Below are 18,400 nucleotides of genomic sequence, written 5' to 3' on the forward strand. Positions count from 1 at the left end.
AGTGTATGAAACAAGAAGAAAAAGGAGATTCTGAGCTATTCTATGCTTTCTTCTCTCTAATTAAACCTCGTAAAAGCACTTCTTCTAAAGATGAGTGGCAATCTCATGTTTTACCTCATAGCGCAATTGCAGAACTAGCGCCGAATCTATGGCACGTTACTGGTATTTTACCAAGTTCTACTATGGTTCCACGTGAAATGGTGGTTTATAAATTGCCAGACTCTAGTTTACTAATTCACAGCGCGATCGCACTCAACGAAGTGGGAATGTCACAGCTTGAGTCTTTAGGCGTACCTAAAATTTTAATAGTACCTAACCGCATTCATAGGCTAGATGCTGGCGTATACAAACAGCGATATCCACAACTTACAATTATTTGTCCCGCCGCTGCAAAACCATATGTTGAAGAAGTCGTAGCAGTAGATGGAATTGCAGAAGAAGTATTACCAAAATATGACATTATCTGTCACGAACCTGCTGGTATTCGTCCGCAGGAACTCGTTTATGAATTACCATTACCTACAGGAAAAGCATTAATATTTACAGACATTTTATTTAATTTAAATAAGTTATATTTACAACAAAACTCACCCAAAGGACAGTTTACATTTCAATGGTTGGGAGCAAGTGCTATTGGGGCAAATGGATTTTTTGGTATGACTTTTTTAGGTAGGCAATTTTTTCTACGCGATCGCCATGCTTATCGTCAATGGTTAGAAACATTAGCTGATAGTATACACGACTTACAAGTTATTTCCGTTGCCCACGGTAGCCCTATTATCGCTAACTGTAATCAGCGATTACGGGAAGCAGCAGCACGTTTATCGTAGCGTCTCAGCCATCAATTACCAATTACCAATTACCAATTGAAATGACAGCTACTAAATTATCCCTACAACAAGTACCAATTTTTGCTCATTTAGATGAGAAGCAATTGCAGTGTTTAAATCAACTCGGTACGGAAATTCACCTCGATGCGGGTACGCAAATTGCCAAACAAGGAGATCTGCCAGATGGATTTTATATTATTTTAGAAGGAGTTACAGAATGGACGCGAACTGTAGATGGACAAGCAGCACATGCCGTCAATTTAGGTTCTGGGGAAGTATTTGCAGAATTAATTTTACTGCTAGACGAACCCTATCCCACCAGCGGACGCGCCTTGACTCCCGTTACACTTTATAAACTCCATCCAGAAGCTTTTTGGCAGATGTTAGAAATTTGCCCTCAAGTATGGCGCAGTATTTTAAAAATTGCTACGCAGCGATCGCAACTCCACGAATCTGTCACCCAGCAACAAGCAAAATTAATTTCTCTTGGTACTTTATCGGCTGGTTTAGCACATGAATTGAACAATCCGGCGGCGGCGGTAAAAAGAAACGTTCAAAATTTAGATGAGATTTTACAGCAATTACCTGCTTTGGCGTTGCAGCTACATCAGCAGCCTTTAAATAAGGAACAAATCGATTTTTTATGTGACTTGTATAAACAAGCGATCGCAACTGCAAAAACTTGTTCTCGTCGCGATCCAATTGCTCAAAGTGAAGCTGAAGATGAGGTTACTGATTGGTTGGACGATCGCAAGGTTAAAGAAAGTTGGAAACTTGCTCCTACATTAGTCAACGCTGGAATTACAACAGAAAAATTAGATGAAATTACAGCTCATATTACTCCTGAATGTTTGAGTAGTGTATTGCGCTGGTTGGATGCAACAGTTACGGGAAGCGGATTGTTATATGAATTACAACAAAGTTCGGGGCGGATTGGAGAATTAGTTAAAGCGATGAAGGAATATTCCTACATGGATCGCGCCCCCATTCAAGAAGTAGACGTTCACGAGGGAATTAATACTACGTTAACGATTCTCAAATACAAATTGAAACAAGGTGTATCAGTACATAAAGAGTATGGTAATTTACCCAAGATTAGTGCATATGGCAGTCAGTTAAATCAAGTTTGGACGAATTTAATTGATAATGCGATCGATGCTACGGGTGGTAAAGGACAAATTTGGATTAGGACTTGTCAAGAGGGCGATCGCATTTTGGTAGAAATTGTTGATAATGGTGTGGGAATTGCACCAGAGATTCAGTCGCGGATTTTTGAACAGTTTTTTACTACGAAAGAAGTGGGGAAAGGGACGGGTTTAGGGTTAGATATCGTGCGGCGAATTATTGTCGGACAGCATAAGGGTGATATTAGGTTTGAGACAAAGGCAGGAGAGACAAAGTTTCAGGTTAGATTGCCGATACAGTTAAATTAAAATGTCGCGCAAAGACGCAAAGGCGCAAAAGATGGAAGATATTTTACTATCCGAATAAGATGTAAAGCCAAAAAAGGAGAAAAGAATGCCTTCAGCTAAGTTGAGCAATATTAATATGTACTATGAGGTACATGGAGCTGGAGAGCCCTTAGTCCTAATTCAAGGTTTGAGCTTGGATAGTAGTGCTTGGGCAGATCAGATTTCTGCATTTTCTCAAAAGTATCGAGTTATTGTTCTTGATAATCGCGGCGTAGGGCAATCTGATTCTCCTAATATACCTTACTCTACTGAAATGATGGCTGATGACATAGTGGAATTATTGAAGTTTTTAAATATTAAAAATGCCCATATTTTAGGTTTTTCAATGGGTGGAACGATCGCTCAGCAAATTGCTTTAAAATATCCAGAAGTTGTGAAAAGCCTAATTTTGGTCGCGACATCTGCTAAGTTTCCAGCTAGAGCTAGATATTTAACTAAGTTATGGTTAAAAATGCTTGAGGAACAGGTTTCTACAGAAACCCGACTGCAAGAGATTTGCTTATGGGTGTTTACAGATGAATTTTTAGCAGATGAGGCGCGAGTTACAGCAGCGGTAAACCTGGGATTGAATCATGCACATCCTCAACCAACGCATGGCTTTGTAGGACAAATCGCTGCTCTTTTAGAACACGATATAAGAGACGATATCCATCGAATCTCTGCTCCTACCTTAGTGCTTATTGGTAAAGATGAAATATTTATTCCTTTGAATTTTTCTGAGGAGTTAGCTGCAAATATTCCTAATGCAGAATTAGTCATATCGGAGAAAGGTGGACATAATTATTGGATGGAATTTCCAGAAATATTTAATCGAGCAGTCATGCAATTTTTAGCTAAAGTAGCTTAGAAGCGATCGCAATGGACGAATATATTGAAAATTTTAAGAATTAGTCGTTCTATTCCTGGGCTTTCTATTGCAGTAGTAAAAGATGGTAGTCCCTTGCTAGTAAAAGACTATGGATTAGCAAATGTAGAATTATCAGTACCAGTAACAAAAAATTCTATTTACGAATTGGCATCAGTTGGCAAAACTTTTGCTGCTGCCACGATGATGTTAGTGAAACAAAATAAAAGTAGAAACCCGCCCCTACCACTTTTGACATGCTACGAAGGATAATTATGACCAACATTCAAAATCTTCCACGTCAGCAACTCAATATCAAAGACGCACTCCGCCAAGTACCGCTATTTGTTAAATTACCAGAAACAGAATTGCAGTGGTTATGCGATCGCGGACAAGAAGTATGGCGGGAAGCAGGAGAAGTTCACCGTCAAGAAGGAGATCCAGCCGACCATGTTTTTATCTTGCTAGAAGGAGAAATTCGGATTACCCAGCAGGTAGGAAATCAGCAACTCGTTTTAGCTACCTACGACACGCAAACTCTGTTTGGTGAATTACCCGTATTAATGGGGCAAGATACTTATTGGGCGAGTGGAATTGCGATTAAGCGATCGCGCATTTTTGAACTACCAAAAGACGCATTTTGGCGCTTACTATCTACTTGTTCCTGCGTTACTGCCTCCATTCTCAGCACGATGGCGCAGCGAATGCAAACGGTGCAAACCATAGCACAGCAACGAGAAAAATTAGCTGCTTTAGGAACGTTAGCTGCCGGACTCGCGCACGAAATGAATAATCCCGCTGCCGCTGTCAGACGCAGTGCCAAACACCTGCACGAACTTTGGCAAGATATACCCTGCTTCACTTTAAAGCTGAAGCAGCAGATGACAAACGAACAACTCGGCTTTTTGATTGATATGCAGTGCGAGGCAGTGCAACGGGCGCAAAATATATCTACTCTCGATCCACTGACACAAAGCGATCGCGAGGATGAAATAGCTGAGTGGCTGACAACCCATCATGTAGAAAATAGTTGGCAACTCGCCCCCATTTTAGTTGGAACTGGGTTAGATTCAACTTGGCTAGAAAGCATCGCCCAGAAAATACCTACCGATGCCCTATCTGGGGCGATCGCTTGGTTAGCTGCATCCCTTACAGGTGTTGGGGCAATTGAAGAGATCGATCGCTGTGCCGATCGCATTTCTCAGTTAGTACAGGCAATTAAAGATTACTCTTACATGGATCGCGCCCCTCTACAAGACGTAGACGTACATCAAGGGCTAGAAAGCACTGTGACAATTTTAAGTCACAAACTCAAAGGTGGCGTGACTGTAATCCGCAACTACGATCGCAACTTGCCGCGAATTGTCGGTTATGGTGGGGCATTGAATCAAGTGTGGACGAACCTCATTGATAATGCGATCGATGCCATGCAAGGACAGGGCAAGATTTGGCTGCGGACTTGGCAAGAACACGACCATATAGTAGTCGAGATCGCCGACAACGGATCGGGCATTCCTGCCAATATTCAACCCCGTATTTTCGAGCCATTTTTTACCACTAAAGGTGTAGGACAAGGCACGGGTTTGGGTTTGGATGTCACGTATCGGATTATTGTGGGCAAGCATCACGGCGACATCAATTTTACGTCAAAGCCTGGAGACACCTGTTTTCGGGTACGTTTACCGATCGCAGCTTCATAATTCCCTACGCCAAAACAAAAGCCCCCTGATAAAACAAGTCAAAAGTCAAAAGTTAAAAGTCAAAACAAAAGCCCCCCTTTTGAAGGGGGTTGGGGGATCTCAACAAAAGCCCCCAATTTATCGGGGGTTGGGGGATCTCAACAAAAGCCCCCCTTTTGAAGGGGGGTTGGGGGATATAACTTGTGGCAAAAACCAACAGAATTAATGTGACAAACTTACAGCGTTGGCACGTACTGCTGCTTTTCTGGTACGTCGGTGTATTCAGCCACAATCTGACGAAACTCTTCGCCGTCGATGGTTTCTTTTTCGATCAACAAATCGACTAAGCGATCCATCACAGTGCGATTGTCACGGACGAGTTTCTTTGCCAACTCATAGCATTGATCGACAATAGCGCGAACCTGAGTATCGATGCGAGAAGCGATCGCGTCTGAGTAATCGGAACGAGTCATCAAGTCACGTCCCAAAAATACCTCTGAACTTTGGCTATCTAACGACAGGGGACCCAAATCTGACATCCCAAATCTTGTCACCATCTGTCGCGCCATTCCCGTTACTTGTTGCAAGTCATTACCTGCACCAGTAGTCACTTCTGCCGTACCAAAGATGATATCTTCAGCAGCTCTACCACCTAAAGCACCACTAATTCTAGCTTTGAGCTGCGATCGCGAGATCAATCCTTGTTCTTCGCTAGGAGTAAACCAAGTCAAACCTTGAGCTTGTCCGCGTGGTACTAGCGTGACTTTCTGTACCGTGGATCGTGGTCTTTAATCAGCGTACCGATTAAAGCATGGTTCCGATTTCATGATAGGCAATCAACCGCTTACTCTTGCTATCTACCAACGGTGTGCCTTCCATCCCTGCTACAACGCGATCTACAGCGTCGTCAATTTCTAGCAGGGTAATCGCGTCTTTACGTCGTCTTGCCGTCAAAATAGCAGCTTCATTCAGCAAGTTGGCTAAATCTGCTCCTGTAAACCCAGGAGTGCGGCGAGAAATTGCTTCTAACGATACAGTGTCAGCAAGCTTCTTGTTTCTGGCATGGACTTTGAGAATTTCCAAACGCCCTTTGATGTCTGGGGCATCTACTGTAACTTGGCGATCGAATCGACCGGGACGTAATAATGCCGCATCGAGTACGTCAGGACGGTTGGTAGCAGCAATGATGATAATTCCCGTATTACCTTCAAAACCGTCCATTTCTGTGAGCAATTGGTTGAGAGTTTGCTCTCTCTCGTCGTTTCCGCCACCAATTCCCGCGCCTCTTTGTCTACCTACTGCGTCAATTTCATCAATGAAGATCAAACACGGGGCGTTGTCTTTGGCTTTCTTGAATAAATCCCGTACTCGCGATGCACCGACACCAACGAACATTTCCACGAATTCGCTACCGGAGATGCTGAAAAATGGGACTCCTGCTTCCCCAGCGATCGCTTTTGCTAGTAATGTTTTTCCCGTTCCTGGGGGTCCTACTAACAGTACGCCTTTGGGAATGCGTGCGCCAACAGCAGTGAAGCGTTCTGGCTGTTTGAGGAAAGTCACGACTTCTTGCAACTCTTCTTTGGCTTCGTCAATTCCCGCTACGTCATCAAATTTTATGCCCGTCTTGGCTTCCATCTGGAATCTAGCACGGGATTTACCAAAGTTAAGTGCTTGCCCTGGTCCACCCGGAATATTACTAGAGCGACGGAATAAGAAGAATAAACCGCCAATCAACAGCACGGGGAAAATGAGATTACCCAGTAAACCCCAAATTGCCCCATCATTTCGCATCGGATGAGAATCAAAGCTTACATTTCCCGCTCTGAGTTTAGCAATCACTTCGGGAGCGCTGTATGGCAGGTCTACCCGCAGCCTTTGAACTCGATTGTCCAGTTCTGGATCGACTGCCTCTACAATTGCCGTCCGTCCGCCTTCATATAGGTCTACACTAGTGACGCGACCAGCATCTAGATATTCCAGAAAACGACCGTAAGTCATCCGAGTACTGGCGGCGTTCTTACTCATATCAGCAGGAGCGCCAGCAAATGCCCCCTGCCAGAAGAAAAAGCCTATCACGAGTGCAGGCAGTGTCCACAGTACTAGGACTCTCCAAGAAAATTTCATCAGTTAGTTGCCTCTAGGTGTAGATACAACAAATCAGTTTGACTACAGGCGGGCGCTTTTATCCCGTAAACGATAGTCCTTAAACAGATATTGTTAACTTTTCTTTCAATCAGTAAATCTTCTAGTGTATGAAGATACTGATAGCAGTTTGATTACTATCTTAATCAAATTTAACGTAATTTTAAGCGATCGCGCTAATTCAGTGACCAGTGACCAGCGATCGGTGACCAGCGACCAGTGACCAGCGATCGGTGACCAATAACCAATCAGTTCATCTACCATGTAGAGAGATGTAAACAAATGTAAAGAAAGATGCAAGACAAGGTGGTTGTAGTTGTCGGTGCAACTGGGGGTATTGGTTCAGCTTTAACTCGCAAACTGGCTCCAACTGGAGCGCGTCTGGTGTTGGCAGCTAGAAATAGCAGCGCGCTGCAAGACTTGGCAACACAGTTGTCAGTTAAGTCAGTATTGACTGTTCCCACAGATATCACCGATCGCACCTCGGTAAATGCCCTGATGGAGCAAACTACAGCTCAGTTTGGAAAAATTGATGCTTTAGTAAATGCAGCTGGTGCAGGAATATTAAAGCCTTACAATGCTCTAGAACCAGCCGATCTAGAGGCGATGTTAGACCTAAACTTGAAGGGTAGCTTCTACACCTGCCAAGCCGCAGCTGAATTCATGCAACGGCAGAAATCCGGGCATATTTGTAACGTAGTTGGAATTTTGGGCAAGCATTCAATGGCAATGGCAGCAGCATACAGCGCTTCCAAGTTTGGTGTAGTTGGTTTCAGTAAATGCATGGCGGAAGAGTTGAAGCGTTTTGGTGTGAAGTTCACGCTATTTTATTTTGGTGGCGTAGACTCTCCCTTCTGGGACAACATACAGCTAAAAGTCGATCGCAAAAAAATGCTCAGTACCGAAACTGCTGCCAATGCAATCTTTTATGCCCTCCAAGCAGAACCGCAAGCAGTCCCGATGGAAATTAATATTCAGCCAGACAGTCACTTGTTTTTTTAGAGACAAGGGGACAAGGAAGCAGCTACCCATTACCAATTACCAATTACCAATTACCCTTGCCCTGATAATTGATAACTGATAACTGACAACTGATTCTGCAATTCTTGCTTAAGAGCGAATGGTAAATTCAGCAAAACAGGCAAAATTTACAAAGAGATAGGCTGTGATGCTGAATTTTCCAAAAATATGAAAATCGATCGGATTCACTTCTACGTAGAAGATGCAAAAGCTTGGCGTGACTGGTTTGTCAGCAAATTAGGCTTTCAAACTGTAGCTAGTTACAGCCGCGATCGCTACACTGATACAGAAGTGGTGAAGAGTGGTTTCGTCTGCTTCGCTCTATCGTCACCGCGATCGCATTTCAGTCCAGTCTGGCAGTTTTTGCGCCATCATCCTCCTGGTGTGGCGGATGTCGCCTTTGTTGTAGAAGATCTCGAAGCGATCGTCCAAAGAGCGATCGCTCACGGCGCAAAAGTCTTACACCCCCCACAATTACAGCAAGGCTACAAGTGGAGTAAAATCTCTGCCTGGGGTTCTCTGGCTCATACTTTGATCGAAAGGAGACAGGAGACAGGAGACAGGAGGCAGGAGAAGGCAAGGAAACAGAAAAGAGCTGAGGAAACTGAGGGAGAAAAAATAACCAACCACCAACTACCAACTACCCATTACCCATTACCCATTACCAACGCCACGCAACACGCACTACCCTCAATCATGGGCATCGATCACATCGTATTAAACGTTGCTGCGGGGGATTTGGAGACGGCTGTGGCATGGTATAAAGAGATTTTAGATTTTCGCTCTCAGCAGGCTTTTACTATTCAAACCGATCGCTCTGCTTTGCATAGTCAGGTGATGGTTTCTAGTAATAGCTGCGTTCAGTTTCCAATCAATCAACCTGCATCGCCTAATTCGCAAATTCAGGAATTTTTAGATTGCAATCAAGGTGCGGGAATTCAACACATCGCCCTCAAAACTAGCAACATCATCGAAGCGATCGCGCAATTTCGCAATAACGGCGTATCTTTTCTTTCAGTTCCTCCTACTTACTACACTCAGCTAAAGCAGCGTTTGGGATTACCAATATCATTTCCAATCTCAGTTGATGAGTTACAAGCGATCGCCCAACAGCAAATTTTAGTTGACTGGCAAGATTCCCACCCTGATGCTTTGCTACTACAAACTTTTACTCAACCCATTTTTACCCAACCAACTTTCTTTTTTGAAATTATCGAACGCCGCTCCCAAGCCACGGGTTTTGGCGAAGGTAATTTTCGCGCTCTGTTTGAGGCAATCGAACGAGAACAGATGAAGCGCGGTAGCCTTCAGGTGCGGGAGTCGGGCATCGGGAGTTGGGGGGACAAGGGAGACAAGGAGGACAAGGGAGACAAGGGAGACAAGGGAGATAACTTACCAAATAGCCAATGACCAATGACTAACGATCGATGACTAATTAGTATTTCTAAACTCATCCATCAAACATTCAAAATTTCGCCTTATGGCATCTGAGCTAAGGTGTTAATGAAACTTAGCATCTTAACTATAAAAATGATTAGATTAATTACCGATTTTGACGGACCTATTATTGATGTGTCGGAGCGATACTACCGCGTATATCAATTATGTTTAGAGAAAACTCGCCATCCAGAACAAGCTGTAACGCAGTTGAGTAAAGCGGAATTTTGGCAGTTGAAGCGCTCTAAGGTTCCTGAAAAACAGATTGCTATCCTATCTGGACTAGACGAAACTCAAGCTAAAACATTTGCTAATTTGCGGCGACAAACGGTACACGCTCATCCTTACTTTCAGTATGACAAACTCGCTCCGGGCGCAGTAGAAGCTTTAGAGCAAATCCAGCAAGCTGGTATCGATTTAGCAGTGATGACAATGCGTCGCGTGCGCGAGCTGGACTATGCTTTCGGACAGCACGATCTAGGTAGATTTTTTCCTGAAAATCGCTGCTATTGTTTAAGCAATGATTATCTGAAAACTCGCGACATTGACGATAAACCTTTGTTGATGGCAAGGGCTTTAGTAGAATTGCCCCCTGCTAGCGATGTTTGGATGGTTGGTGATACGGAAGCGGATATTATTGCGGCAAAAAAGCACGGGATCAAAGCGATCGCCGTAGAATGCGGAATTCGCGATCGCGTGCGGCTACAACAGTACCAACCTGATTTAATTGTGAAAGACCTAAATGCAGCAGTCGAGTTCGTTCTCAACGCTGCATTTGCCCAAGCTAGCTAGTACCTCGATCTTTTCTCAGCGTAGAAAGCTAGAAATCACCCACAACAACACAAAAGTTAGGACAGTAGAAAATTGTTCTACTGTTACAATGCTGGCAATCTGGGTTTGCAACAAACTACCGATCAGCCCACCACCGATTAAGCCAACAACCAAACCCATAGCTGTTAGCAGTACTGCTCGACCAAATTTTTGTTCTTTCCGATAGAGAAAATAGAGGCTCGAACAAACACCAACGATTAATAAAAATTGCAAGATTTGAGCGCCGACAGCGCTATAAAACACTCCAATACAGCTCAACCCTAAGTACAGCACTCCAGGCATGAGAATCTCACTCAAGCTAGGCTTGTCTTGTATACCTTGCAGCCACGCTGGGGCTTGAGGCGCAGGCGATGAGACTTCTTTAGGGGGAGATTGGATAGCCGTCTCAGCGAAGCGGATACCTTCTGGAACTTTAATCTTTCCTTCTTGGCGCAGTCGCAAACGCTCCATTAAGATGGCATCATAAGCTGCTTCCACTGTCTCCAACAGCTGCCGATCGTTGCTGCACTGCTGTACGAGGCGAGTGCGAGCTTCTTGGATCTCGTCGAATGTCGCGTCTTCTGATACCCCAAGTTTGTCGTAGGGACTTTGCTCGATCATGTGAATTTATCGCCTTAGCGGAGTCGGGGGCGAATATAGAAAAATGTACAACAAGGCGTATGCTGTCAGCCTAGCCTATTTAGATCTATTCTAATAGACTATTGCGGCTACCGGTTATCGTCGTACTTAACCAGAATATCACTTATTCGTTTTTTACTGTCATGTCTTCTAGGCAATGCGATCGCGTACGCTGGTTTCTACCTCAAATTTACTGAGATCGGACACTTAGTTTACTGTTTTTGACCAGAACTGCTAAGCTTTTCTGCTTTACCTCGGTAATTGTACGAAAACGTAACATAAGTTGTAACACCGAGCCATGCTGTCGTAAATAGCACGACTGAGTTCAAGCAGAATTGAGCGATCGGCAGTCGAAAAGAAAATTTTAGTCGCAAAATCTGCCGTTAGTGAGACAGGTGCAAAAGCAAACAATAGCGGAGTTGGCAATTTTTGCCGTTTTGCTAGCCCGAGTCTATTCGATTGAGAACTGCTCGAGTTATTGTGGGTTAATTGATTTACGCGCCCGTACTGGCGATAAAATCCCCGGGGAAATTCTACTAGTATATTAGAACACCAGGGTCGATCTCAGAGTTGGCATTCCTGAATTATCGATTAATAATTGTGGTAGTTTCGATCTGCTTGTTCTAGCGCTACCACCCAGGTTGCTGAATAGGCTTTTTATTCCTTCTCTGCTCAAAGTAATGCCTATGGCTGTTGCCAAAATTCTAGTTGTTGATGACGATCCATCAATTCGTAATTTAATTCAACGCTTTTTAACCAAGCATAACTATCAGGTAGAGGCTGCCGAAGACGGTAAGACTGCCTTGGCTCTATTCGAGCAATTTAACCCCGATCTAGTCATCCTAGATGTAAATCTACCAGATACGCTTGGTTACAATCTCTGCCAAGAGATGCAAAACCGCACTAAAGTTTTTGTACTCATGCTGACAAGTCGAGCTGATGAGGCAGACAAAATCAGAGGCTTTTCTCAAGGTGCGGATGACTATTTAACCAAACCATTTAGTTTAGGAGAGTTAGAAGTCCGAGTTGGAGCAATTTTGAAACGCCAACGAGTAGTTACGACTGCGGAAAAACAACGTCTGGTGTTTGATAAACTGACAATCGATCCAGAACGGCGAGAAGTGACAATTAACAATGAATTGATTCCCTTAACTGCATTGGAATTTGATTTGTTACGCTTTCTTGCCAGCCATCCAGGTCGAGTTTGGCGGCGTGCCGAGCTAATTCAAGAAGTTTGGGACTATGAATATGTAGGAGATCAGCGGGTGGTAGACGTGCATATCGGTCAGATTCGCAAAAAAATTGAAATTGATGCGGCTCAGCCGATCCTGATTCAGACAGTACGTGGTGTCGGATATAAATTTGAAGCTCCTAGTAAGGCTGGGAAAAGTCAATAGCACACCACTCTCAATTACAAAATCAGAGCTAGAAGGCTACACTCTTGCTGCTGAGGGAAAAACTATAGGGTCTTCATGTGGTTGAAGACCCTTTTGTTTTGTCAGTTATCAGTGGAACCAGTGGCTGGTGGCTAGAGTTCTCATATCTAGTCACGAGTCATTAGCCACCAGTCACTCACACTCATTCTCAAATTAAGAGTGATGAAATAGGGTTTCTAGATAGACTCTAGCGGCACGGCGATCGCCATTACTATTTTGTAGCAAAAACAGGGATAATGCTGCGGCAAACACTCGGTCTTGATCCCAATCAGGATGGGTTTCTAAGTAATTTTGCATTGATTCGTGTAATGACTCGGGAATTTCAGTCAAAATGCTAACGGTGGCGGACATGGAGAACCTCTCTTCAAACAGTTACATGAATGGGATAAGCTGACTTCCACGACATAAAAAACGCAAGTTAAAAATCAAGTTAAAGATGCAATGCCTTCGGTAGTTCGTGCAGCAACCATAATTGCACCTGTGGCACTGAAAAATCCTCGTTGCTAAAGCATAATCATCACTTCGATGGAGCGCGATCGCCCGAACGTTTTCTCGGCAGGTTTTATAAAGGGAAGTCGCATCATTGTGCGACAAGTTTCCCTGTCCCGTCAATGCTGCGAAATATTACAACGGTTCTAAACACAAAAAAATCAGTACGATACAATTAGGGTTTTAACCACATTTTTGTCACACATCTTTACAAATCCTCTCAGATTCTCAGCAGAGAGAAAGCGGTGTGAGAAATTCACAACTAGAGCAGTAAACCCAGATTTCTGAAGTCATCTCTTGTGGAAAAACTCAAGCCTGCTGTGGAAAAACCCAGACTACCTGTGGAAACAGTGGGGAATACCTGGGGAAAACTCGACAGAAAAATAAGAATTGCAAAGCTCTCTGAATTTAGGGATGAGGAATGAGGCGCGAGGAGCAAGGAAGACAAAGGAGATAAGAGAGAGCGGGGAGCAAATTCTTCGAGCGTTCTCCCATACTTCCCACACCACGCTCCACTCTCTTTCCCTCACTCCTCACTCCTCGCCCCTTGTTTAGCGCTAAGATGCTAGATTAGTCAACTAAAGTTGTAAGGTTAATGGCAGAAACGTTATTCTTTAATGCCCTGAAAGAAGCCATCGACGAGGAAATGGCGCGGGATTCTACTGTATTCGTTTTGGGTGAGGATGTCGGTCACTACGGCGGCTCGTATAAAGTTACAAAAGATTTGTATAAGAAATATGGGGAGTTACGGGTACTAGACACCCCCATTGCCGAAAATAGCTTCACGGGTATGGCAGTAGGAGCAGCGATGACTGGCTTGCGACCGATCGTCGAAGGGATGAATATGGGGTTTTTGCTGCTGGCTTTTAACCAAATTTCCAATAACGCAGGAATGCTGCGCTATACCTCTGGTGGCAACTTTAAAATTCCGATGGTAATTCGCGGACCTGGCGGAGTAGGCAGACAATTGGGTGCAGAACACTCGCAGCGGTTAGAAGCATACTTCCAAGCAGTGCCTGGATTGAAGATAGTCGCTTGTTCTACTCCCTATAACGCTAAGGGGTTGCTTAAATCAGCAATTCGCAACGATAATCCCGTTCTATTCTTTGAACATGTACTACTTTACAACCTCAAGGAAAACCTACCAGAACACGAATACTTAGTCCCGTTAGACAAAGCAGAAATCGTGCGCCGTGGCGAAGACGTGACAATTTTGACCTACTCGCGAATGCGCCACCACGTCATGCAAGCAGTCAAGCCGCTAGAGAAACAGGGATTCGATCCAGAAGTTATCGATCTCATTTCTCTAAAACCCCTAGATATAGAAACCATTGCTACTTCCGTCCGCAAAACGCATCGCGTCATCATCGTGGAAGAGTGCATGAAAACTGGGGGTATAGCCGCAGAATTGACCGCATTAATTAACGATCGCCTCTTCGATGAATTAGATGCGCCTGTCTTGCGTCTATCTTCTCAAGACATTCCCACACCCTACAACGGCAGTCTCGAAAGACTTACCATCGTACAACCAGAGCAAATTGTCGAAGCCGTGAAAAAGATGGTTGCCGTTCAGGTGTAAGTTTAGGGACGCTTGAGCTAGCTCAAGCGTCCCCAGCCTCTCAAAAAGAGGTTAGTATAGCACTTGTTGCCGCAACACGTAGTATGCAAAAACAGCGATCGCTATTAGCTTTAATTGTCGTTCTCATCATCGCCGCAATTGTCGTAATTGTGAAATTTCCCGTGCCACTCGGGTTAGACCTCCAGGGGGGTTCGCAATTGACAATTCAGGTCAAGCCTAACGAGGAAATCAAACGCATCACCGAACGCGAGTTAGAAGCAGTACAAACTGTGGTGGAAAACCGCGTCAACGGACTAGGGGTATCGGAACCCGTGATTCAAACAGTAGGACAAGACCAAATTCTCGTCCAACTTCCAGGAGTCAACGATCCAGAACAGGCAGAAAGGGTACTAGGTGGTACAGCTCAACTGGATTTTCGTCGCGAGAATGCAGAAAGTCGAGCTTTTGTCAATAACAGGCAGCAACAAATTCAAGGATTGCTGGAAGAACAACAAAAGTTACAAAGTGCGAAGGAACGAGACGAAAAGGCGATCGCGGCAAATAATGCCCAAATAGAAGCCAAAATCAAAGAAATTACCGAGCTAGAAGCAAAGCTATTCGAGCGCACCGGGTTGACGGGGAAAAATCTCAAGTACGCTCAGGCGACACCTACACAAGGCAGCAACTGGAGTGTAGCTTTAGAATTTGATGCCAAAGGCGGCGAATTATTCGCCCAACTGACAAAAGAATTGGCAGGCACGGGAAGACGTTTGGGAATTTTTCTCGACGATAAACCAATCAGTACGCCCGTAGTTGGTCAAGAATTTGAAAAAACAGGTATTGCAGGCGGACGGGCAGAAATTACAGGTAATTTTGATTTCGAGTCTGCTAACGAATTAGCACTGCAATTGCGAGGCGGTGCTTTGCCCGTACCCGTAGAAATCGTTGAAAATCGAACTGTGGGCGCAACCTTGGGACGCGATAGCATTCAACGCAGTATTTATGCTGGGGTTGGGGGATTGTCCTTAGTCTTGATCTTTATGGTGGTTTACTACCGCTTGCCTGGACTCATAGCCGATCTAGCCTTGGTGATTTATGCTTTGCTGACATGGGCAACTTTCGCTTTGTTGGGTGTCACCCTGACGCTGCCAGGTATCGCTGGATTTATCCTCAGTATTGGGATGGCAGTGGATGCCAACGTGTTGATTTTCGAGCGGACGCGGGAAGAATTGCGGGCGGGTAAATCGCTCTATCGTTCCGTAGAATCTGGCTTTTACCGTGCTTTTTCTAGCATTTTAGATAGTAACGTCACGACTTGGATTGCTTGTGCGGCGCTGTTTTGGCTCGGTTCTGGGTTAGTGAAAGGTTTTGCTCTGACGCTTGCCTTGGGGGTTGCCATGAGTATGTTTACCGCGATTACCTGTAGTCGTACCTTCTTAATGTTGGCGATCGCAATTCCCAGTTTGCGCAAACCAGAGTTATACTGTCCGAGCTTGCCAGCATCGAATAAGGCACAGGGGGCGACATGAGACTCAATATTAACAAACAGCGATCGCTTTGGTGGGGAGTTTCCCTGATCGTGATTCTGGCTGGTTTAGTGGCGATGGGGATTTCTTGGCAAAAATACGGTGCGCCACTGCGTCCGAGTCTCGACTTTATCGGCGGAACGCGATTGCAACTCCAGCGCGACTGCTCTAAACCAGAAAACTGCGCCAAACCAATTGACATCAATGCCGTCCGTCAAGTCATGTCCGAGCGCGGATTGGGCAATAGTAGCATTCAACTGGTAAGTGACGAACGCGGACAACAACAAGGGATTTCAATTCGGACAAAAACTCTCAATGTTGACGAGAGGACGCAGTTACAACAAACACTTACTAAAGAAATTGGCGCGTTCGATCCCAAAGCAACCCAAATTGATACAGTAGGTCCAACCATCGGACAACAGTTGTTATCTTCGGGTTTAATTGCTCTACTCGTCTCCTTTGCTGGGATCGTCGTTTATTTAAGCCTACGCTTCCAGTTAGACTACGCCATATTTGCGATCGTGGCTCTGTTCCACGATGTTTTGATTACCACGGGGATTTTCGGGATTCTTGGCTTAGTCCAAGGCACTGAAGTTGATAGTTTATTTATCGTTGCGTTGCTAACAATCACGGGTTTTTCTGTCAATGACACGGTAGTCATTTACGATCGCATCCGCGAAACCCTGAAGGTTAATCCCGATCTACCCATAGACCAAGTGGTAGACAATGCGGTCAATCAAACCTTGGGGCGATCGATCAACACCACCTTAACCGTATTGCTGACTTTGCTGACCTTATTCATCTTTGGTGGCGAAACGCTGAAAAACTTTGCCTTAGCACTCATGATTGGTTTCGCTGCTGGGGCGTACTCTAGTATTTTTATCGCCAGTACCCTACTTTCCTTGTGGCGAGAACGGACTGGTCAATCTCAGAATAACAACCAGTTGTCAACAACCAGCGACCAGTGAACAGTTATCAGGGAGACAATTCAATTGAAAATTACGCACCATGCGCCACTCAATTTTGACTTCTGACTTTTGACTTTTGACTTCTTCCTCTCGACTCCCCCATCAGATGCAGCCAGAAGACCCACCCTTTGTACCGATAGAACTTGACCCAACTTTTGAGCGACAAGTACAAAAGCTGTATCTGCTGATCGCATATAGCAGATGGTTAGTCGTAGGGTGTTTGTGGCTGAGTGTTGGTGTTTTAAGTCTTTGGGGACTGCGTTATGAAATTAGTTTATTGTTGCAATATTTCACTTGGGTAGCCGTGCGATACGGGCTTTATTATAATCCTTTACCCACTTTTGGTTTGGCTTGTTGTGCGGTCATGACAATTTCTAATCTCCTTTGGCAGGGTCGCATTTTACTATTTGGACTACCACCAAAGGAGTTGCGTCGCTTAGCGAAACAAGTACAGCAAATTCGCCAGCAGGGTAAAAGCCATCCTTTGTGGAAATGGATTTGTCAGTAGAAGCATGAGGGATGAGAGACGAAATTCTTTCTAGTTTTCTATTGCTTCCGAAACGGTTTCAGGTTCGAGAGTTACCAAAGGAATCATTAATTGCAGTCGCGTGTAAGATTCATTCTCTTCGTCTATTGATATTGAGTTTGGCATTGATAGAATTTCTAACCGACAGTGCATCAGATCGAGAAGAGTCTGAGTCAATAGCAGAATCATTCCTGGTGAAAAAGTAAAATCTTTGATCTCTAATGGTGATATACGATCGCTCTGAGATACATCAATTGAATCTGACAAAATCTGATGTGGTAGTTCGGCATCTAGCCAAATTGCCATCTCGTTAGTAGCAAGACAGGAATGTGTAGAAACAAGAATGTTTCCTTCTTGCATTTGAGTCAAACAAATGTCAAGTAGATCGATCGCAACCTGCCGCAACCAGCGCGGGTCGGCTAAGATATAAGTCTCGGTTTCAGGTAGGGAGAGTTGTAACCGCAGATTGCGATTAGCAGCAATGAGATAAGTAGAATTATAAACGTCTGTCAATAGCCCGGCTAAATTAACTGGCTGGATTTCTAGCGGAGACCTGCCATGTTCTAGTCGAGAAACATCAATCACCCGATCCATTAAATTCATCAGCTTCAACGCTGACTGATGAGCTTGGGCAATAAATGTCCTCTCTTCCGCAGGGTCATCGCATAGATCGGATAAAATCAATTGGTGCAGACCGATTAAACTATTGAGCGGCGATCGCAATTCATGGGCGGTTCTTGTCAGAAATCCGGCTTTAAACTGGCACATTTCCCGTGCTAGCTGATAGGCAATCTGGCTTTGCTGTAGCTGACTTTGTAGAGCCAGGATCTCATTCCTATCTGCCGTGAGAGGCTTCTGCTCAAGTGTGGGATCGTTGGCATTATTAGCAGTAAGCGAGCGCTTAGATTTGTCTAGCCACCAGCGTCCACCTAGACCTAAGCTCAGTCCTAAAAACAGCCCAAATAATAAATACACCCATTCATTCCAGCTCATAACTTCCCAAAGACTCACACCACAAAAA

Annotated in this window: 16 protein-coding genes and 1 pseudogene; 13 read left to right on the top strand and 4 right to left on the bottom strand. The window is 44.5% G+C overall.

The window, feature by feature from the left end; genetic code table 11:
* Positions 1-5 precede the first annotated feature (5 nt).
* The 5 genes from M5J74_RS07560 (at position 6) to M5J74_RS07580 (ending at position 4,846) form a co-directional block, all read left to right on the top strand.
* Positions 6-830: a hypothetical protein gene (locus M5J74_RS07560; protein ID WP_041462902.1), complete on the top strand. Its 825-nt coding sequence runs from the start codon at positions 6-8 to the stop codon at positions 828-830.
* Positions 831-871: 41 nt separating this feature from the next.
* Positions 872-2,263, top strand: coding sequence for an ATP-binding protein (locus M5J74_RS07565; protein ID WP_250016191.1), 1,392 nt, complete (start codon positions 872-874; stop codon positions 2,261-2,263).
* An 85-nt stretch (positions 2,264-2,348) separates the two neighbouring features.
* Positions 2,349-3,149: an alpha/beta fold hydrolase gene (locus tag M5J74_RS07570; protein WP_250016193.1), complete on the top strand. Its 801-nt coding sequence runs from the start codon at positions 2,349-2,351 to the stop codon at positions 3,147-3,149.
* Between the two features lie 24 nt (positions 3,150-3,173).
* Complete coding sequence (locus tag M5J74_RS07575) at positions 3,174-3,419, top strand: serine hydrolase (protein WP_250016195.1); 246 nt, start codon at positions 3,174-3,176, stop codon at positions 3,417-3,419.
* 2 nt (positions 3,420-3,421) lie between these two features.
* Positions 3,422-4,846: a sensor histidine kinase gene (locus tag M5J74_RS07580; protein WP_015153529.1), complete on the top strand. Its 1,425-nt coding sequence runs from the start codon at positions 3,422-3,424 to the stop codon at positions 4,844-4,846.
* A 215-nt stretch (positions 4,847-5,061) separates the two neighbouring features.
* Here M5J74_RS07580 and ftsH2 read toward each other — a convergent pair.
* Positions 5,062-6,952, bottom strand: a pseudogene (ftsH2, locus tag M5J74_RS07585) (ATP-dependent zinc metalloprotease FtsH2).
* 312 nt (positions 6,953-7,264) lie between these two features.
* Here ftsH2 and M5J74_RS07590 point away from each other — a divergent pair.
* The 3 genes from M5J74_RS07590 (at position 7,265) to M5J74_RS07600 (ending at position 10,219) form a co-directional block, all read left to right on the top strand.
* Positions 7,265-7,972, top strand: coding sequence for an SDR family oxidoreductase (locus M5J74_RS07590; protein ID WP_015153531.1), 708 nt, complete (start codon positions 7,265-7,267; stop codon positions 7,970-7,972).
* 186 nt (positions 7,973-8,158) lie between these two features.
* Entirely contained in the window at positions 8,159-9,400 is a 1,242-nt protein-coding gene (locus M5J74_RS07595; RefSeq protein ID WP_250016197.1) for a 4-hydroxyphenylpyruvate dioxygenase family protein, read from the top strand.
* Between the two features lie 120 nt (positions 9,401-9,520).
* The gene (locus tag M5J74_RS07600; RefSeq protein ID WP_041462393.1) at positions 9,521-10,219 is read left to right on the top strand and encodes an HAD family hydrolase; all 699 of its coding nucleotides are present in this window, start codon (positions 9,521-9,523) and stop codon (positions 10,217-10,219) included.
* A gap of 15 nt (positions 10,220-10,234) precedes the next feature.
* Here M5J74_RS07600 and M5J74_RS07605 read toward each other — a convergent pair whose 3' ends face one another.
* A complete protein-coding gene (locus M5J74_RS07605; protein WP_015153534.1) occupies positions 10,235-10,858 on the bottom strand; it encodes a CPP1-like family protein in 624 nt (207 codons plus the stop codon).
* A 704-nt stretch (positions 10,859-11,562) separates the two neighbouring features.
* On the opposite strand from M5J74_RS07605, the gene M5J74_RS07610 reads away from it, so the two are divergent.
* Positions 11,563-12,273, top strand: a complete 711-nt coding sequence (locus M5J74_RS07610; RefSeq protein ID WP_041462394.1) for a response regulator transcription factor — start codon at positions 11,563-11,565, stop codon at positions 12,271-12,273.
* 192 nt (positions 12,274-12,465) lie between these two features.
* On the opposite strand, the gene M5J74_RS07615 is transcribed toward M5J74_RS07610, so the two are convergent.
* A complete protein-coding gene (locus tag M5J74_RS07615; RefSeq protein ID WP_015153536.1) occupies positions 12,466-12,663 on the bottom strand; it encodes a DUF2811 domain-containing protein in 198 nt (65 codons plus the stop codon).
* Positions 12,664-13,396: 733 nt separating this feature from the next.
* On the opposite strand from M5J74_RS07615, the gene M5J74_RS07620 reads away from it, so the two are divergent.
* The 4 genes from M5J74_RS07620 to M5J74_RS07635 all read left to right on the top strand — a co-directional run bounded on the left by M5J74_RS07620 (position 13,397) and on the right by M5J74_RS07635 (position 17,361).
* Positions 13,397-14,380, top strand: a complete 984-nt coding sequence (locus tag M5J74_RS07620) for an alpha-ketoacid dehydrogenase subunit beta (RefSeq protein WP_250016199.1) — start codon at positions 13,397-13,399, stop codon at positions 14,378-14,380.
* Between the two features lie 83 nt (positions 14,381-14,463).
* Positions 14,464-15,888, top strand: a complete 1,425-nt coding sequence (gene secD / locus M5J74_RS07625) for a protein translocase subunit SecD (protein ID WP_015153538.1) — start codon at positions 14,464-14,466, stop codon at positions 15,886-15,888.
* Entirely contained in the window at positions 15,885-16,853 is a 969-nt protein-coding gene (gene secF, locus M5J74_RS07630) for a protein translocase subunit SecF (protein WP_015153539.1), read from the top strand. The genes secD and secF overlap by 4 nt, the downstream gene beginning before the upstream one ends.
* A 106-nt stretch (positions 16,854-16,959) precedes the next feature.
* Positions 16,960-17,361, top strand: coding sequence for a hypothetical protein (locus M5J74_RS07635; protein WP_015153540.1), 402 nt, complete (start codon positions 16,960-16,962; stop codon positions 17,359-17,361).
* Between the two features lie 30 nt (positions 17,362-17,391).
* Here the strand turns inward: M5J74_RS07635 and M5J74_RS07640 are convergent, their stop codons facing one another.
* A complete protein-coding gene (locus M5J74_RS07640) occupies positions 17,392-18,372 on the bottom strand; it encodes a sensor histidine kinase KdpD (RefSeq protein WP_250016201.1) in 981 nt (326 codons plus the stop codon).
* Positions 18,373-18,400: the final 28 nt, after the last annotated feature.

It is taken from the genome of Chroococcidiopsis sp. CCNUC1, from assembly GCF_023546805.1.
Taxonomy (GTDB): Bacteria; Cyanobacteriota; Cyanobacteriia; order Cyanobacteriales; family Chroococcidiopsidaceae; genus Chroococcidiopsis; species Chroococcidiopsis thermalis.

Excerpts from the sequence above, each read along its gene's own strand:
- M5J74_RS07615 (WP_015153536.1), bottom strand. The coding sequence starts at position 12,663 with ATGTCCGCCACCGTTAGCATTTTGACTGAAATTCCCGAGTCATTACAC.
- M5J74_RS07610 (WP_041462394.1), top strand. The coding sequence starts at position 11,563 with ATGGCTGTTGCCAAAATTCTAGTTGTTGATGACGATCCATCAATTCGT.
- M5J74_RS07580 (WP_015153529.1), top strand. The coding sequence starts at position 3,422 with ATGACCAACATTCAAAATCTTCCACGTCAGCAACTCAATATCAAAGAC.
- M5J74_RS07560 (WP_041462902.1), top strand. The coding sequence starts at position 6 with ATGAAACAAGAAGAAAAAGGAGATTCTGAGCTATTCTATGCTTTCTTC.
- M5J74_RS07590 (WP_015153531.1), top strand. The coding sequence starts at position 7,265 with ATGCAAGACAAGGTGGTTGTAGTTGTCGGTGCAACTGGGGGTATTGGT.
- M5J74_RS07605 (WP_015153534.1), bottom strand. The coding sequence starts at position 10,858 with ATGATCGAGCAAAGTCCCTACGACAAACTTGGGGTATCAGAAGACGCG.
- M5J74_RS07595 (WP_250016197.1), top strand. The coding sequence starts at position 8,159 with ATGAAAATCGATCGGATTCACTTCTACGTAGAAGATGCAAAAGCTTGG.
- M5J74_RS07570 (WP_250016193.1), top strand. The coding sequence starts at position 2,349 with ATGCCTTCAGCTAAGTTGAGCAATATTAATATGTACTATGAGGTACAT.
- secF (WP_015153539.1), top strand. The coding sequence starts at position 15,885 with ATGAGACTCAATATTAACAAACAGCGATCGCTTTGGTGGGGAGTTTCC.
- M5J74_RS07620 (WP_250016199.1), top strand. The coding sequence starts at position 13,397 with ATGGCAGAAACGTTATTCTTTAATGCCCTGAAAGAAGCCATCGACGAG.
- M5J74_RS07635 (WP_015153540.1), top strand. The coding sequence starts at position 16,960 with ATGCAGCCAGAAGACCCACCCTTTGTACCGATAGAACTTGACCCAACT.
- secD (WP_015153538.1), top strand. The coding sequence starts at position 14,464 with ATGCAAAAACAGCGATCGCTATTAGCTTTAATTGTCGTTCTCATCATC.
- M5J74_RS07565 (WP_250016191.1), top strand. The coding sequence starts at position 872 with ATGACAGCTACTAAATTATCCCTACAACAAGTACCAATTTTTGCTCAT.
- M5J74_RS07640 (WP_250016201.1), bottom strand. The coding sequence starts at position 18,372 with ATGAGCTGGAATGAATGGGTGTATTTATTATTTGGGCTGTTTTTAGGA.
- M5J74_RS07600 (WP_041462393.1), top strand. The coding sequence starts at position 9,521 with ATGATTAGATTAATTACCGATTTTGACGGACCTATTATTGATGTGTCG.